This is a genomic window from Holophaga foetida DSM 6591, from assembly GCF_000242615.2.
Lineage (GTDB): Bacteria > Acidobacteriota > Holophagae > Holophagales > Holophagaceae > Holophaga > Holophaga foetida.
This window is the reverse complement of sequence record NZ_KI912268.1, coordinates 459931-476332: the sequence shown is the minus strand read 5'-3', so window position 1 is coordinate 476332 and position 16402 is coordinate 459931. Positions and strand designations below refer to the sequence as shown.

Annotated in this window: 13 protein-coding genes; 6 read left to right on the top strand and 7 right to left on the bottom strand. The window is 65.3% G+C overall.

The annotated features are described in order from the left end of the window. Positions 1–31: 31 nt before the first annotated feature. From HOLFODRAFT_RS0202085 to HOLFODRAFT_RS0202060, 6 genes are all read right to left on the bottom strand, one after another. On the bottom strand, positions 32–811 hold the full coding sequence (locus tag HOLFODRAFT_RS0202085; RefSeq protein WP_005032138.1) for a hypothetical protein: 780 nt from the start codon (positions 809–811) through the stop codon (positions 32–34). Then, positions 798–1610: a hypothetical protein gene (locus HOLFODRAFT_RS0202080; RefSeq protein WP_005032141.1), complete on the bottom strand. Its 813-nt coding sequence runs from the start codon at positions 1608–1610 to the stop codon at positions 798–800. The genes HOLFODRAFT_RS0202085 and HOLFODRAFT_RS0202080 overlap by 14 nt, the downstream gene beginning before the upstream one ends. Beyond that, entirely contained in the window at positions 1607–6388 is a 4782-nt protein-coding gene (locus HOLFODRAFT_RS0202075; protein WP_005032143.1) for an alpha-2-macroglobulin family protein, read from the bottom strand. The genes HOLFODRAFT_RS0202080 and HOLFODRAFT_RS0202075 overlap by 4 nt, the downstream gene beginning before the upstream one ends. Position 6389: 1 nt before the next feature. Next, entirely contained in the window at positions 6390–7325 is a 936-nt protein-coding gene (locus HOLFODRAFT_RS0202070) for a DUF1175 family protein (protein ID WP_005032145.1), read from the bottom strand. Continuing rightward, positions 7322–9502: a hypothetical protein gene (locus HOLFODRAFT_RS0202065; RefSeq protein ID WP_005032147.1), complete on the bottom strand. Its 2181-nt coding sequence runs from the start codon at positions 9500–9502 to the stop codon at positions 7322–7324. Before HOLFODRAFT_RS0202065 ends, HOLFODRAFT_RS0202070 begins: the two co-directional genes overlap by 4 nt. A gap of 94 nt (positions 9503–9596) precedes the next feature. Next, positions 9597–10724, bottom strand: coding sequence for an anhydro-N-acetylmuramic acid kinase (locus tag HOLFODRAFT_RS0202060; RefSeq protein WP_052572402.1), 1128 nt, complete (start codon positions 10722–10724; stop codon positions 9597–9599). 38 nt (positions 10725–10762) lie between these two features. Between HOLFODRAFT_RS0202060 and HOLFODRAFT_RS0202055 the strand changes: the two genes are divergently transcribed. The 5 genes from HOLFODRAFT_RS0202055 to HOLFODRAFT_RS0202035 all read left to right on the top strand — a co-directional run bounded on the left by HOLFODRAFT_RS0202055 (position 10763) and on the right by HOLFODRAFT_RS0202035 (position 14199). Further along, positions 10763–11410, top strand: coding sequence for a hypothetical protein (locus tag HOLFODRAFT_RS0202055; RefSeq protein WP_005032150.1), 648 nt, complete (start codon positions 10763–10765; stop codon positions 11408–11410). A gap of 137 nt (positions 11411–11547) precedes the next feature. Next, complete coding sequence (locus tag HOLFODRAFT_RS0202050; RefSeq protein WP_148300321.1) at positions 11548–11736, top strand: hypothetical protein; 189 nt, start codon at positions 11548–11550, stop codon at positions 11734–11736. Positions 11737–11745: 9 nt separating this feature from the next. Then, a complete protein-coding gene (locus HOLFODRAFT_RS0202045) occupies positions 11746–12567 on the top strand; it encodes an MlaE family ABC transporter permease (protein ID WP_005032152.1) in 822 nt (273 codons plus the stop codon). Next, on the top strand, positions 12560–13240 hold the full coding sequence (locus HOLFODRAFT_RS22445; RefSeq protein WP_084053218.1) for an ATP-binding cassette domain-containing protein: 681 nt from the start codon (positions 12560–12562) through the stop codon (positions 13238–13240). The genes HOLFODRAFT_RS0202045 and HOLFODRAFT_RS22445 overlap by 8 nt, the downstream gene beginning before the upstream one ends. After that, a complete protein-coding gene (locus HOLFODRAFT_RS0202035; protein WP_005032156.1) occupies positions 13237–14199 on the top strand; it encodes an MlaD family protein in 963 nt (320 codons plus the stop codon). Before HOLFODRAFT_RS22445 ends, HOLFODRAFT_RS0202035 begins: the two co-directional genes overlap by 4 nt. A gap of 31 nt (positions 14200–14230) precedes the next feature. On the opposite strand, the gene HOLFODRAFT_RS0202030 is transcribed toward HOLFODRAFT_RS0202035, so the two are convergent. After that, positions 14231–15133 carry a LysR family transcriptional regulator gene (locus HOLFODRAFT_RS0202030; RefSeq protein WP_026938951.1) on the bottom strand — a complete coding sequence of 301 codons (903 nt, stop codon included), beginning with the start codon at positions 15131–15133 and terminating at the stop codon, positions 14231–14233. A 146-nt stretch (positions 15134–15279) separates the two neighbouring features. Between HOLFODRAFT_RS0202030 and HOLFODRAFT_RS0202025 the strand changes: the two genes are divergently transcribed. After that, the gene (locus tag HOLFODRAFT_RS0202025) at positions 15280–16389 is read left to right on the top strand and encodes a uroporphyrinogen decarboxylase family protein (protein ID WP_005032159.1); all 1110 of its coding nucleotides are present in this window, start codon (positions 15280–15282) and stop codon (positions 16387–16389) included. Positions 16390–16402 lie beyond the last annotated feature (13 nt).

Genomic DNA, 16402 nt, shown 5'->3' with positions numbered 1-16402 from the left:
ACAGTCTAGATTCACGAGGCTGTGGCTTCGATCACTTCACGCCCAGCACCTTGAGGAAGCGCCCCATGCCCTCCACTTTGCCCCGGCCCCTGGGGAGGTGAAGGACGGCGACGATCTGCCCGTTGCCCCCCGCAACCCACGCAGAAGTGGCTCCGGGATCGCCCACCACAGGAGCAGTGCCGGTCTTCAGCCACCAAGTCTCGTCCTTCCCAATGGTCACCCCCAAGTAGCGTTGGCACTTCACCAGCAGGAGTTCCTGGGCTGGGTCCATCAGCCACTTCAGCATGGCCTCGGGGCTGGTACGCAACAGCTCGCCGTCCCCCACCCACTCAGGGGTGATGGGGGGCAGCGTGTCTCCGGGGGGGAGACGATTGCCCAGGAAGGGGTTAAAGCCCTCCTCCAGGTGGAGTCGCCCCACCCCTTCGCCCAGGTATTTCTTCCATTCTTCCGCAGAAAGGCGAGCCCAGGTGAGAAAGGCCAGATTGCAGCTCTGTTGGAGGGCCTTCTGCAGATCAAGCTTTCCATGCCCCTTCTTCAGCCAACACGTGTGAGATCCGTCTGTGCCAGTGCATTTGTATTCCATCCCGGCACTGGCCCACTCCTCACCCTCCAGGCGCAGCCAGACCAGCTTGGCAAGGCTGCCCATGGGGTATTCCCGGGAGGTCTCCCCGTACAGCTTCGTGGGTCCGTCCACCACCGCCACTGCCAGTGCCTCACCTGGAAGGAGTTCCGGGGCCACGGGAGCCTGGGCGCCCAGGACACCGCAGATCAGGAGGGCTCCTATAACCCTTGCAGCGCTAAGGTTCCACATCAAAGGTCCCCAGAGTCACCGGGCCCGCGCCCGGAAGTTGCAGTTTCTCGTAGCGCCATCGCCGCTCCTGGTCCGTCCCATCGTCCAGCACGGCCTCCACCACGATGCGCTGGGGATCGCCGTTACGCCAGCCCGAAGTCCAGCGCAGGGTGTACGTACCTGGAGGCGGGTTGTCGTGCCGGTAGTCGCCGGAGTAGCTCAGGAGGCCGCCGGAGGTGCTGCGACGGCCAGCGGTGACCAGATCCCCTCCGGGCTCAAGCACTTCCAGGTGACCATCCCACCAACCCTCAGAGCTTCGGACGGGATTGACCCGCAATCGGATGCGGGAGGAGGAGACCCACCATGTGCGGATCTGACGCAGCCCGGAATCCGGCTCAAAGAACTCGATGCGGTTCTCGCCATTCTGGGCACGGACCTCCATCCGGCTGGTCTCTCCGACCCGCATGTGCCAGGTGGTGGCCTGACCATTGATCCAGACCATGATCCGGCGGTTGCGCCAGGCGTTGGCCTTGATCTCAGCCTCCCGTTTGAGGCGCTCAGCCTTGAGCTGTTCCGGCGTCTTGTCCGGCACATCCTCGGATGCGTCCTCGGCATAGGGGTCGAAGGCCTGGGGTTCATCCTTGGGGGGATTGGGATCCCGGGGATCCACCAGCTTGAAGGCCACTTCCTGATTGGGCTCGCTGATCCAGCCCCCAAGGGGAGTCTTGATCTCCAGACGCCACTGCTTGAGGTCGGGAGTATAGGTCTGGGCGGCGAGTCCGAGACCCACCAGCGCCAGGATCACGGGCAGGAGTCTCATTTCTTGCCTCCTTCCAGGACCTTCAGCGTCAGGCCATCGCAGGTGGTCCACTGGGTTTCGTTGGACATCAGGCTTAGCTTCGCCGGGCGCAGCTTGTAGTTGCCAGCCATCCCGGCCCGGAGCCAGATCCGGGCCACGGGACTGACCCAGGTGTTGAGGCGCGGGAAGAGGAAGGTCACCTTGTCGGGATGCACCTCGATGCGGGGCTTGGACCAGCGGTCGTTCTCGTCCGTGGCGTCCGCCTCGGAGAAGGGCTTGCCTTCCATCACGAAGCCCTCCAGCTTGACTGTCGGTTCCAGCCCGGCTGGGATGGGAACCTCGAGCATCACGTACTCCGCCGCCTGATTGACTCGGATCTGGAGCTCCATCCAGGCCTCCTCGCCCTGCTGAAGCGAGCCGTTCCAGGGCTGGCGCACCCATCCCTGGCGGGGATTGCCCGTGTCCTGGGGGGTCAGGAGCTTCCAGAGCTTGCGCCCCAGATCCAGCCTCAGGGCGCCGGAACTCTCCGCCTTCTGAGGTGGCGCAGCGCTCCCGGGGACCTGATAGCCGTAGGTCCAGACCAGGACCCCCTGACCATTGGCGGTAAAGGTCACGGGCTTGGGCTCATTCATCGCCAGGAAGCCGGGCCTCGGATCCCTGCTGCCCCAGCGGCGGTAGGCCAGACGGTCGGCGCTGGCGAAATCCCAGGATGGACCACCTTGGACCTGGGCCTGGAGATTGGCCTTGCCCCAGTTGAGCTTGCGGGTCTTGGCCAGGCTTGGCACCAAGCCCACCACCTGCGAGGTGGACCAGGTGGAATACCAGCCATAGCCACGGTATTCCGTGCTCAGGTAGGCCTCCCCTGCGGGAAGCAGGGGCGAGGCGGGCTTCAGGAGACAGAGGGCCTTGAGGGCCATGGCCGTGGGCACGATATCGCCTCCGGCATAGCCGTACCAGCAGTCCCGGCGACCTTCCCAGTGGGCCAGTCCGCCTTTTTGCACAGCGGACTGCTCCAGTTTGGCCAGGAGGGCCGCAGCCTTGGGATGGTGAGCCTGGGCCGCCGCCAGGGTGGTCATGGCCAGGACGTGAGCCCCGGGCCAATGGCCCTTCAGGGCCTTGTCCGCGGTGCTGTCCAGCATCCCCTTCACGGGTTCGCCCGTCTGCACCAGGGAAAGGAGGAGGAAAGCCGCGTCAGCCGCAGGGTCCGCCAGGGCTGAATGGTGGGGGTCGTAGGGCTTGGCACCTCGCTCATCGGCCTGCCGGGCGGCTCCCTGGAAGGCCTGGAGGGCGGCCTGGCGGCCACGGCGGTAGGCGTTTTCATCCACCTCGTAGCCCATCTGCCGCATGGCGGCGAAGCTCTGGATGGCATAGCCCGTGGTGTGGGGATTGGAGTCCACCCCGAAGTCCCTGGGAGCCCACCAGCCCCAGCCACCGTTGGGAAGCTGGTAGCCGTAGACCCGGAAGACCCCATCCCGGATGTTGCGGTCCAGGTTCTTGAGCTGGGGCCAGTCCAGGGGCGGCATCAGGCGCTGTTTCACCAGATCCGCCACCATGAGGTTGGGAACAAAGCTCGACAGGGTCTGCTCCACGCACCCGTAGGGGTAGTTGATCAGGTAGGGCAGCGAGGGCGCCAGGAGGTGCTCCAGGTTGCCGATGGGCGTCAGCACAAGACTGGCCTCCCCGACGGCCTTGGGGGGCGTCGGAATGGTGATGGTCTGGGGTCCGCCGCTGAGCACCACCGAACCGCTGACGCTCACGGGCACCAGGGGGTCCAGCACAGGCAGGCTGCGACGTTCGGCGTCCTTGAGGGAGCCGCCTTCCACCCGGGCCGTCACCGTCAGGTTTCCGGTCTTGTCCGTCACCAGAGGCAGCGCGAAGCGGTATTCGCCCTGGTTGACCAGGGAGAACTGGGCGTCGGGGGTCCCAAGAAGCTTGCCATTGGACACTTCGATCCGAACCTTGCCCGAAAGGGGCTGGCCCGAGAGGTTCCGCACCAGGGCGATCACCCGGGCCTCCTCGCCCACCGAAAGGGTGCGCGGAAGGGTCAGGCTCACCTGGAGAGGCTTGCTGGCGGGACGGGAGGACCTTCCGACGCCGATCTTTGTATCCGAAGTCAAAGCCGTGGCGGTGGCCCGCCAGGCTGTGAGGTTGTCCGGCAGGTCCAGTTCGGTGGAGGCCTTGCCATCGCTACCCACGGCGATCATGGGTGCCCAGTGGGCGGTGTCCTTGAAGTTCTGCCTCACCTTGTCTGCGTCATCGCTCTTGAATTCGCCGCGCTTGGTCTGTTTAAGGCTCCATACGGGGCGCTGGCGACGCAGAAGATCGTAGAAGCTCCAGTCCGTGCTTCCGGCCCGGAGCACAGCATGACGCCGGGTCGGGTGGAAAAAGCGCACGGGATCCGGGTGGAGCTCAGCCGAGAGAGCGTAGATGGCTTCGTCCACGACCCCCACGGCCAGATCCGCCGGAACCGGCTTGCCCTGGTAGTCCCGCACTTCGACATTGACTTTCATCTTCTGACCGGGCTGGTAGCGTTCCTTGTCTGGCTGGACTTTCACCTCCAGGCGACGGTCCAACTTGGGTACCCGGATGGGCACCTCCACCATCTGGCGCCGTCCCTCGGCGATGATCTCGAAGACGGCCCAGACATTGGGCTGCATCTCCGCAGTCACCGGAATCTCCACCATGGCTGTGGTCCCCTGCACCGCGCGGGACTGGCGCTGCCCCAGGTTCTCGTGCTCCATGGACCAGTGGAGGGTCAGCTTGGGCTTGGGGAGTTGCACCAGGACCCGGGCTGTCTCGCCCACCCGGTATTCCCGCTTGTCGGCACTCGCTCTCAGGTCCGGGCTGGCGGGCAGTGGCGTGCCTTCCGCGGCTACCGTCATGAGGCGCTGGGCCTGGACCGGCCGCCCGGCCCGATCCCTGGCCTCGGCCACCAGGAGGTAGACCCCTCCCTCGGGAATGGTGATGGGGGCGCTGGGCCCCTGGGCCGAGGCCACGGTCTGGCCTGGCTTGAGGTTATGGGGCGTCGCCCACCAGTTGGTCCGGGTGGCCTCGATCTTCGCAGCCCGAAGCTGGACGGGAATCCCCTTGAGCTCCTGGCCCTCCAGATCCACAGCGCGGGCCGTCACCTGGAAGGGCTTGCCTGGGAGGGCCACCTGACGGTCGGCACCGATCATGAGCACCATGTCCCCGGCGCTGGCGCGGACCTGGGCCTGGCCCGAGTTGCGCTGGCCAGAAGCGTCGGTCACCTTGACCACGAGGCGCCAGAGGCCATCGCCGCTAGCCTTGAGCTCGTCCAAATGCCCCTGTCCGTCCTCGTCAAGATCGATCTGGCCGCCCTCCACGAGTTCGGGGGCCGGGCTGTCGTCCTCATCGTAGTAGGAGAGCCAGGGATCCCGCTTGGGGGCCACCTTGTAAAGGAACCAGTCGGCCTTGGCGTTGCGCACCGCCGCGCCGTAGAAATACTTGGCCTCGATACTGAAGGGCAGCGCATCCCCCAGACCGACCTTGCCCTTGGGCGTGCTGACCTTGACGGAGAAGGTGGGCTTCACGAACTGCTCGACCTTGAACTCCGCCTGGCCGGGCCCCTGGGGTCCCTGGAAGACCACCCGGAAGAGTCCCAGACGGCCTCCGCCCGGGAGCTGGATGGTGGCGCCGTAAGTCCCAGTATCCGCATTCAGGAGCTTGGCTTCGCCCTTGGCCACCTCGGTATCCTCGGGATCCAGGACACGGTAGGGAAGCGAAGCCACCCCCTTCACGACCTGGTTTTCAAGGTTCTCCACCTTGCGGAGGATCGCCTTGACAAAGACTTCCTGCCCGGGGCGGTACAGGGGACGCTCCGTGAAGGCATAGAGGCGCTGTTGCACCTTGGAGAAGCTCTGGCCCTCGATGGCCAGGAGGGCGAAGCTTCCGCCAGCCTGGGCCAGCACCACACGGCGCAGACCAGGTGTGGCCTGGGTCTGAACAAACCCGTCAGAAGCGAAGCTCAGATCCCTGCCCTGCCGGTTCTCGAACACCTGGCCCTTCGCCCCGGCACGGGGCGAGCCATCCAGGGCCGAAAGAGCCTGGATGCGGAGATTGGCGCCATCCTGTTCCGCCAGTAGGGCAAGATCCGTCACCAGCCAGGGGATGTAGGCGGCCTCAGAACCCCGCAGGACCTCCAGAAGGTAAAGCCCCGCCGGCTGACCCGGCAGTTCGATGCGGCTCAGATGGCCATTCCCGCCGGTCTCGTCTTCGCTGTCTTCGTCCTCGGAAGCCTTCCCGCCCGTGATCTCCTCCGAAACCTTGGGCAGGAGCTCCGTGACAAGGCTCATGTCATCACGGCCTTCCAGGGGCATGGCCTCGCCGTGTCTCGGGTTGCGGGCCTCCGTCTTGGCGGCCGTCAGGCGATCGGATTGCTTGGCGGTGTCCCGGAGACTCCGGGTGGCGGTGCGATGGACCGTCACAAAGGCCCGGCGACCGCCCCAGAGAAAGGCTTCCCGCAGGATGTCGAGGGGGTCGCTACCGGCCCGGGTGCCCTCTACAATGGGGGTGCCGCTCTCGGATTGGAGCACCTTCTGGAGGAAGGTTCCGGGGTCCTTGATGCGGTGGATGCGCAGCCGGATATCCGTGGTGATGGGGCCAGCTGCCTCCAGATAGGCAGTCCTCCCAGGCAGTGTCGGTCGGGGTACCGAGAAGGCGCCGACCCAGCCCCCCTCCCGCCAAGGGGCCTCGGCCCCCTTGGGCTTGGCCGTCCCCGTCGTGGGCAGCAGCAAGGCCACGGGGATCAGGAGCGTCAGTAAGGGCTTGAACCAGCGCATATCAGGATCCAGAGACAGGTGAGTCGACAAGGATCTTCCACCGGTAGACACCGAGGAAGCTTGGATTTTCAGGCAAAGGTCGGAATTCCGGGTCGGGGTGGTGGGTCAGCTCGTCCAGTCGGACCCGCCGGACTTCCCCGGACTGCCCGAAGCCTTCCGGCCCTGTGTGGTAGAGCAGAACCGGCTGACCATCCGCATCCGGTCTCACGAAGGCCATGGCGTGATCCGGACTGGCATGGGCTCCGCCCCGGGCAAAGAAGATGAGATCACCGGGGCGGGCCTCGGAGAGTTCCCTGCCGAGGGACACGCAGGCCAAGCGCCGCAGGAAGGCCCCCTTGGCGAAGGGCCTCCAGCCATCAGGTGTGGGAAAGGCCCGTCGCCAGGGCCCTCCCATGGAAAGGGATGGATCGGATGCCGCCGGGGAGCCCTGGAAGCCAACCCGATCGCGCCAGGCTTCGGTGTGGGGACCCCAGGCCTCCCGGAAGGCGAAGCGCAGGAGCCCGGCGCAATCCCGCTGGGCGGGCTCCCATGCGTTGCTGGGAGCCTCCAGCTGCTGCTCCAGGATGCCGACGAACCAGGTGCGGAAAGCCTCCCGGTCGCCCTGTTCAAGCAGGGCCATCCCGGGTGAACCAATTATTGGATAAACCATTAATTGACTTACAAACCTTGGCCAAGCCCGCACGCGGACCTGAACCGGCGCAGTTGGAGCCAGAAAGAAGCCCTCTCGCCCATTGCCCCAGACATCGGCGCCCTCCACCCGCCCCCCCCACGCATGTCGCTCAAGACCGAAAAGGGAGCGGCTCTCCAGAACGATGCGCTGCACAGGATTTCCTGGGGAGGACTCCACCCGAACCCAGGTTTTCCGGGGCGCCAGGGCCCCGTAGGCCACGACCAGCACGGCTCCGGCCAGAACCATGACACGGTGATGCGGGTTCATCGCGGTCGGCCCTCCAGACCGCCAGGACCCCAGTCCAGTTCCATCCCCCGTTTGCCCAAGCCCCGGATGGCACCGAGGAAGGGACCGAAGGTGGAGGCCACCTCGGCCCCGGCCTCATCAGAGGTCGCGGGACCTTCCAGCCACCACCAGGATCGGCCCCCGCCCGTAGCCCGAAGGTAGGCCAGAAGGAGGCTTTCCAAAGCGGCGGAGACCTTGGGGCCATCCAGTTCGGCCCTGGCGAAGGCTGGACTCTGCCAGTCCGCCAGGGTGGGGGCCTGGCCCATGAGACCCGCCGCCACCGCCTGGACCGCCGCATCATCCGTGCCCACCACCAGGGTGTCGTTCACAAATACATAGCTGGGGGAGAAGGCCTGCTCGGTGCGCATGCGATGGATTTCGGCCCCGGCGAAGGGACGCTTCTGGTGCTGTCCCTTGAATAGCTTAGGCAGCAGACGGGCCATGGAAGCCTGGAGAGCGGCCTTCTGGGCGGGTTTGACGGCCACGGCCAGGGCCAGGCTCGGGGTCATGCCGGGCTCGCCGTAACCGCCGAAGAAGCCCGCCTGACCCGAGCGCTGCTGCTCCATGGCCTTGTAGCGGTCTTCAGCCTTCATCTTCTGGAACTGGCCCATGGCCGTCTTCTGGGTGGAGGTGAGGGGGGGAGGCGCCACCCAGCCATTCCAGTAGATCGCCGCTCCCCTTAGATCCAGGGCATTGTGGACGGCGTTCAGCTCATCCCGGAGCCCCTTGCGCCCCTCCCGGCGGGTCTTGGCCTGCCGGAGTTCAGCCTGATAGGCATTCTGCTGTTCAGGGGTCAGAGCCTGCCCCCCATCCGCGAAACTGGGCATGGACGGGTCTTCGATGGGCTCCTGGTGGTCCATGCGCAGGAAACTGGAGACAAGGACCTCCGTGGGGCCCGCCCCCAGGGAGAGGGCCAGGGCTCCAGTCCGGGGCGCGGCCTTGGCGATGAACGGGTTGGGCCAGACCCCCTGGGAGGCCCCCAGGAGACGGCGTCGGATGGCAGTGCGCTCAAAGGCGGCATCCGCACCGATCCGGGGCATGATCCAGAGGGAGACCTCGGTCTCGGGGCGCAGGGCGGCCATGGCCACCTTGCACCACTCCAGACGGTCCCCCAGGTTGGTCTGGGCCTTGGGAAAGAGGAGGGACCTCAAAGGGGCCTCCCGGTCTGAGATCCAAGTGCCCTCGGGAGTGGTGGCCAGGCTCAGGACGCCCCCAGCGCCCCGGACCTGCGTGATCTGGACACCCTTCCAGTCCACGGTCCGGCTGCGTGCCCCCTTGGACAGGGGATTGAGCTTGAGCAGCTCCAGCGCCAGCTTGGTGCGGGTGGGCAGATCCCCAGGGATGAAGACGAGGGTTCCGGCCCCCGGGCCGGAGGTATCCCGGCTTACACCATAATGGAGGATCCATGCCTCGCGGTTCGCCAGGGGTTCCAGGGCGGCGGAAGCCTGCTTGAGCCAGGGGTCGAGGTGACGCAGCAGGAAGCCCGCCCGGGATCCCTGGGCGAGAGCGGCGGAGACGCCCCCTTCCCCGCCGCCAAGGCCCTTCAGTCGCTCCAGGCCGGAACGGAGGCGGCTCATGCGCAGGAGAACCCCCGGCTGGGGCGCCCGCTCCAGAGCCTTGGGCAGGCGCGAGGGCCCGTCGATCTTCGAGAGGAGGACAGGACTGGGAATCCACTGGAAGCGCCATGCGTCATGACCATCCAGATGGAGCCCCAGTCCGTGGGTCCAGGGACGATCCACCCGGTTGCCGGGCTCCATGTAGAGGAAGGGATCCTTGTCGGGAAAGCGGTAGCCTCGCATATAGAGGTAGTGGGCCACCTCATCGCGGTCGGAGGCTTTGCGCAGAGCGGTCTTGGCCCAGGTGTCCAATGGACGCTCCCCCAGGAGGACGAGGGCCGCCCTCCGGGAACGGTCGTGCTCCTTGAGATGCTCCAGGAGCTGAGCGGTCTGATCATCGTAGGACAACTTGGCGTATCGGGTGCTGTTCCACAGATCGTGCCCCTTGGGATCCTTGACCCGGATATACCAGCTCTGGGCCTCATTCCAGGCCCAGGTCTTGGCTCCCTCCGAGCCCCATGCGGTCTGGCCATGGATCGGCGCCCAGGAGCCCATAACGACCACCAGGGCGAGTCCACGCATCAACTGTTCTACCCGCCGCACAGGGCCTCCCCCAAATTAAGGAACCATCATGCTACCGTCATCCGTCCAGATCCAAGAGTGAAGATATGCCCAACCCAAAACCAGCTCTGGGGGTCTACCCAGGAAACGCCCAGCTCCCCAACACCGCAGGCCGGGAAGCCCCGGTCACTTCCGGAAGATTGCCCGGCACCCCCAGGGCGCTGGCCGCACCCAGAAGGGCCCAGCTCACGGCCTCCCGGGCACCGGGCGGGAAGTCGGCATCGTCTTCGAGACGCAGGCCCGGCAGGCGTTCTTGGAGTTCCTGACGGAGACGGCGATGCTGGGCGCCGCCACCGGAGAGCATGAGGGGCGTGCCCTCGGGGCAGAGGCCCCGCAGCCCCAGCGCCACGGCCTCCGCACTGAAGGCCGCCAGGGTGACCAACCGGTCCGCCACCGGCAGCGCCTCCAGACAGGAGATCCTCCCCTCCAGCCACTCCGCACCGAACACCTCCCGCCCCGTGGATTTGGGGAGGGGGAGATGGAAGTAGGGGTTGGCGAGCCAGCGCTCCAGCATCTCTCCATGCACTCTGCCCGTGGCCCGGCCGCCTTCCGGGTCGTAGGGAAGGCCCATCCATCGCTGGGCCGCCAGATCCAGCAGGCTCATACCCGGCCCCAGGTCCCAGGCCCGAACCTCGACCCCATCCCAGACCGTAGCATTGGCAATGCCCCCCAGGTTCAGGGCGATCCAGGGTTCGGCCTGCCCCCGGAGCCAGAGTTCCGTCAGGGGCACCAGGGGCGCCCCCTGCCCGCCAAGAGCCATGTCCCGTCGGCGGAGATCCCAGACCACGGGACAGCCCAGGGCCTCCACCAGCAGGTAGGGATCCGCCAACTGGAGCGTGGCCCCGGCCTCCGGCCGGTGCTGGACGGTCTGCCCATGGAGGCTCGCCATGTGAGGCGTCTTCCCGCTGCGATCCGCCAGCTCCCGAGCCGTCCGGGCATGGTGCTCCCCCAGACGGCGCTGCAGGATGCACAACTCGCCAGGGCTCGATTGATTCCCGGCGGCCCGGAGGACCGCGTGGCGGAGGTCGACGGGATAGGGAGAGTGGAAGTGCTCCAGGAGTTCGAGGAAGGGACGCCCCCCCTTGTACCCTCGGGGCTCGACAGCGACCAGCACGGCATCCAGGCCGTCGGCGCTGGTGCCGGACATGAGGCCCATCACCAGCCAGGGGACATCAGACGAAGGAAGATCTGCCAGAGGGCTCATGGGAGTCATGTTAGCTTAGGCATGTCTCCGAGGTTCCCATGCTCGCGTTGATTCTCCAGAATGGCAATCGTATGGCCCGGCGCGGCGATTCTTCCTCGGCACCGGGATGCGGTTGCTTTGTGGCTATCGCGATCATCGCCATCGTGGCCTTTCTGGTGAAGAAGAGCCTCAAGGACCGCCAGGCAACCCAGCAGCAGTCCCCCATGGCCCCGCGGTCTGCCGGAGAAGGCCCCATCAGCTCCCACACCTTCGCCTGCCCATTCCCCAAGTGCCCCAACTGCGCCGCCAGTGCAGAGAAGATGAGGCAGCAGTGGGACAGCCTGCGCAAAGTCACCTGGACCTGCGGCTACTGCGGTGCTGTCCAGGTGCAAGACCTCCGGGATGATGAACTTCCTCCCAGCGCCAGGCAGCGCCTGGGAATGGATCCCGGCGCAAACCCGAACCAGCCCTTCTACCCCCAGCAGGGCAATGGGGGCATGGGCGGTGTGGGCGGACTCCTCACGGGCATGATGATCGGCAGCATGATGGGGGGCGACCGCCATGGCCACCACGATAATCAGGACGATGACCGCTGGGGCGGTGGCGGAGGTTCCGGCGACTCCGGTGGCGACAGCGGCTGGGGCGATTCCGGCGGAGACGACTTTGGCGGGGGCGATTCCGGCGGCGATTCAGGAGACTGGTCCTGATTACCCGTCTCTCCCACTCCCTGGAGACCACCGCGTTCCCAGAGGAGATCTGGCCTGGACTCGAGGCTTTCAGCCGTGAGGCCCGGAACTACCGTGTCCTTGAAAACCTCAAGGGCGAGAAACTGGTGTGGGAGATCATGGCTATCACGCACACCCGCTGCTTCGAAGCTGATCTGGCCCCATCCCCTCTGGGCTGCCGCCTCAGATTGGAACAGGAGATCCGGGGTCCCCTGGGATGGCTGTTCGGCCTGTTCTGTGCCCGTCGATGGAAGCGGGAGATGGTGCTGACCGCACGAAGGGTGGCGGGGGGAACCGGGCGCTGCTAGGGTGGACCCATGTCCTCCCTGGAAGTGAGCCTGGACGGCGCGTTCTGGCGGTTTTCGGCCCGCCTGGGAGTGGGTGTGCGCCGCAGTCTCGGCCGCCTGGGGGCCATAAGCTGGATTCTGTACCAGTGTTTCTGGCACGGCCTCCGGCTGCGATGGCACCAGCTCGGCGTCGTCCTGGAGGTCACCAGGACGCAGATCCGCTTCACGGCCCTGGACGCCCTCAGCCTCACCTGCTTCACGGCCTTCCTCATGGGGGGCATCACCCTCCTCCAGGTCTTCGGCCAACTCTCCGCCTTCGGAGCCGAAACCTACCTGAGCCGCCTCCTTGCCAAGCTGGTGATCCGGGAGCTGGGCCCCCTGATGGTGGCCATCATCGTCATCGGGCGCAGCGGCACGGCCATCGCGGCCGAAATGGCATCCATGAAGCTGAGCGGCGAGGTGGACAGTCTCTGGGCCTCGGGGATGAACCCGGTGCAGTATCTCCTGATCCCGAGACTCCTGGGGGGCATCGTATCGATCTTCACCCTGATTGTTTTCTTCGGCGCAGTCGCCCTCCTGGGGGGCTTCTTCCTGGCCTGGCTCTGGCTTCCCCTCAGCTGGCGGGCCTTCCTCGACAGTCTTGGGAAGGTCATCGGTTCCCGGGAATTGGCCATCACCCTCGTGAAGTCCATGCTCTTCGGAACCTTCATTCCATTGATCTGCGCCTATTGCGGCCTTCGGGTCCAGGCCAGCCCCACCGAGATCCCCCAGGCGGTCACCAAGGCTGCGGTGTATTCTCTGGTGGTCGTGCTGGTCGGGGGCGCCGTGGTTTCGGTGATGCTCTATGGCTAGGCCGATCCTGCAACTGGATGGTGTAACCCTGCACACGATGGAGGGTTACACGGTGCTGGAAGACGCCACCTGGGAACTGGCACGGGGGGCCAAGCTCCGGGTGAAAGGCCCTTCCTCCCACGGGACTACGGCCTTCCTCCGGCTCTGCGCGGGCCTGATACACCCCCAGTCCGGTCAAGTCCATCTGGAGGGGGAGCCCCTGTCTCCCTATCGCTTCTCCCACCCCTTCCTCGATCGGGGGGGCCTGGCCTGGGTGCCTCAGGATGGCGGGCTTCTGGTGAATCAGACCCTGTTGGTCAACGTGGCCCTGCCCCTCCGCTTCGTGCGAGGGCTGTCCAAGGTCGAGGCCGAGAAGCGAGCCCTCGAATGGCTGGAACGGGTTGGACTGAGCTCCCTGGCTCAGCGTCGCCCCCACGCCATGCCCCCCCAGGAGCGATGGATGGGAGCCCTGGCCCGCTCCGCCGCCTCCGGTGCGGAACTCTGGCTGGTGGACCCGCCCCAGGGAGGCCTCAGCCCCGCCTTGCGGCAGAAGACCCAGGAATTGCTGGACTCGGTCACCGGGGATCCCACCATCACGGTCCTGCTTGTGGAGGATGGCCCCTGGCTGACGGATCCCCCCCGGGACTGGATCCAGCTTGCAGAAGGAAGCCTGTCCACCGGGAGTACGCCATGAAGATCGAACGGGACGATGCCAAGATCGGGGTCATGGTGATCGTCGCACTCCTCCTCTTCGGGGGGCTGCTCATGTATCGGAGCGTTTCGGCCCTGGCGGCCAGGGAGACCCGTCTCAAGGTCCGTCTGGCCAGCGCTTCGGACGCAGTGGTGGGCACCGAAGTCCAGCTCCAGGGCTTCCGGGTGGGTCAGGTCAACAGCATCGAACTGGAGCGCCACGGCGTGGAATACACCTTCCTGGCGACCCTGGGAGTCCAGAAGGACCTACTCCTCTGGAAAGGGACCAGTGCTGTCATGACTTCAAAGGTGGTGGGAGGTTCCTTTCTGGAACTCAAGCTCCCTCCAGTCGAGGGCCGCAAGACCCCCCTGGATCCCGGAGAAGTGCTGGAAGCCACGAATTCCGCTTCTCTGGGCTCCCTCATCGAGGAGATCCAGGGATTTGTCCGCAACCTGGACCAGGGGGTCACCGAATTGCGGACTCACCTTCAAAGGAAAGGCCTGGGATCCCTCCTGGAGCACCCGGCCGTGAGCCGCACCCTGGGGAATCTCGACGCCACCCTGGCGGAATACCGCACCCTGGCCCGGGACGGCCAGACCGTGGCCCGCCACAGCGAGGCCAGCCTGAAGGTCCTGGACCAGGATCTGGCCAGTGCCCAGAAGAGCCTCGTCGTGGTCCAGGAGCTGCTGGAGCGCCGCTCCGATGAGCTGGACAGCATCGTGGTGAACCTCGACGAGAGCCTCCAGAACCTCAGGACCTTGAGCTCCGACACCGAGCAGTTGATGAAGACCAGCGGACCCGAGGCTGCAGCCGCCATCAAAGCCCTGAACCGCAACCTCAAGGCCGCAGAAGAGCTCCTTGAGATTCTCAAGAACAAGCCCAGTCGGGTTCTATGGGGAACCCCCTCCAGTAAGGAGCAGGAAAAGGCCAGGAAGAAGGTGGAGCGCCCGGGGGCGCCCTGAGGGGGCCTCCACCCCCTGACGGGATGCCGAATCAGGTCATCGGTTGCTCCCGCAGGTGAGCCTTGACCCCTTCCACGAAGAGGGGGAGTGCCGGGTTGGGATTGTCGCGCTTCCAGGCCACCACCAGGTCCGTACAGGAGCTCTCGTCTGCAAAGGGCACAAAACGCAGGCGGTCACTGGCCCCCTGGGCCACGTGGCCAGCCAGAACTGCGATCCCCAAACCCGACTCCACCATGGCAAGTGCGGTTTCAAGGTGTTCGGGTTCAGCCACCACCCTGGGCGCGAAGCCAGCCTTGGCGCAAAGCCCCGAAAACCACTCGGACCCAGCGGGAGCATCGATCCGCGATGGCAGCACGAAGGGTTCCCCTGCCAATCGGGAGAAATCGATGCAGTCCTCGGAGGCCAGGGGATGATCCATCGGCATGACCACCATCATCCGGTCTGTGCAGATGCTCTCCCAGGCCAGATCCGGAAAGTGCTCCAGCCCCATGGAGAGGGTGAAGCCCAGATCCAGGCGCCCCTTGTGCAGATGTTCATTCACGAGGCGCCAACTCAACCGCTGGACTTCGAGCGCCACACCTGGGTGATCCCTGTGGAATCGCTTGGTGAGCAGGGGAAAGATCTTCTGGGTGGGCGTCCCGAGCATCCCCAGCCGCAGCTTGCCCACCATTCCCCGTTCCAGATCCCGCACCTTGCGAAGGGCCTCATCCACCCTTGCCTGGATGCCGTAGGCCTCGCTGAGCATCATCGTTCCGGCTGGAGTCAGGCGGACGGTCCTGCGGTTGCGGAAGAAGAGCTGGCGCCCAACCTCTTCCTCGAAATCCGCCACATGGCGGCTCACCGTGGACTGGCTGATACAGAGGAAGTCCGCTGCGGCAGTGAAACTCAGGCGTTCAGCCACCGCGACAAAGTACCGCAACTTGCTCAAATCCATGGCGTGTCCGGAGAAAGTGAAGTCGCACGACTCCCTTTTCATTCTATGCATTTTCTGCATAAGTCAAACTCAATTAATGAATTTTACACAGCTTAGATTGGGATCTAGATTATCCAGTAACAACATTCCTTTTACGGGAGAAACATATGAGCACCGGCATGCAGCGTTTCGGGGAAAGCATGAATCGCATCAAGACCGCCGTGGAACTGGGCACCCCCGACCGGCCTCCGGTTGTCCTGCAGATGAGCGCCTTCGCCGCCCGCCACCTCGGGGTCAAACTGGCCGATTTCTGCGCCTCCCCCGCCCTCTCCAACGAGACCATCATCAAGTCCGCCCTCTCCCTCGGGGACGTGGACGGCGTCACCCTGATGATGATGAATCCCAAGGTGCTTAGCCTGGAGAGCATGTGTGCCGTCGAGACCCCAGGCATCGAGCTGGGGGAGGATGACATGTGGCAGGTGCATGAAACCGAACGCATGCAGCCCGAGGATTACGACGCCATCATCCAGATGGGCTTTGCGCCGTTCATGATGGGGCAGTACATTCCCAAGCACTTCGGCAACCTCATGGCCTCGCTGGGGCCCATGTTCGGCTTCGCCCCCACGGCGGGCAAGAACACTGTGGAGGCGGGCCTGGTGCCCTTCGCACCCCTGGCGGCCATCACCCCCTTCCAGACCTTCATGGGCGGACGTTCCATGGTCAAGTTCAACCGGGATCTCTTCCGGATGCCCGAAAAGATCATGGCGGCCATGGATGTGGCCCAGAAGGATGTCCTCGCCAACGTCCGCAAGCTCATCGGCATGGCGCACCCCTTCGCGATCATGACGCCCATCGGCCGGGCCTCGGGTGAGTTCTACTCACGCAAGGTACAGGAGAAATTCATCTTCCCCCACTACAAGGAGTTGGTGGAGACCGTGGTCGAGTGTGGTGCCTACGCGGCCCTGCATGTGGACGACAACTTCGAGCGGGATCTGGACTTCTTCCGGACCCTCCCCAAGGGCAAGTGCATCTTCCAAGCCGACAGCAGCACCAATATCTTCAAACTCAAGGAGGCCCTGGGCGACCACATGTGCATCATGGGCGATGTGCCGGCCACCATGCTGGCCCTGGGCACCCCTGACGAGGTGCACACCTACGCCACCCGTCTCGTGCGGGAGATCGGCCCTTCGGGCTTCATTCTCTCCTCGGGCTGCGACGTGCCCCCCAACGCCAAGGTCGAGAACGTCAAAGCCCTGGTGGAAGCAGCCAAGGGCTGATCCTCCCACTTCC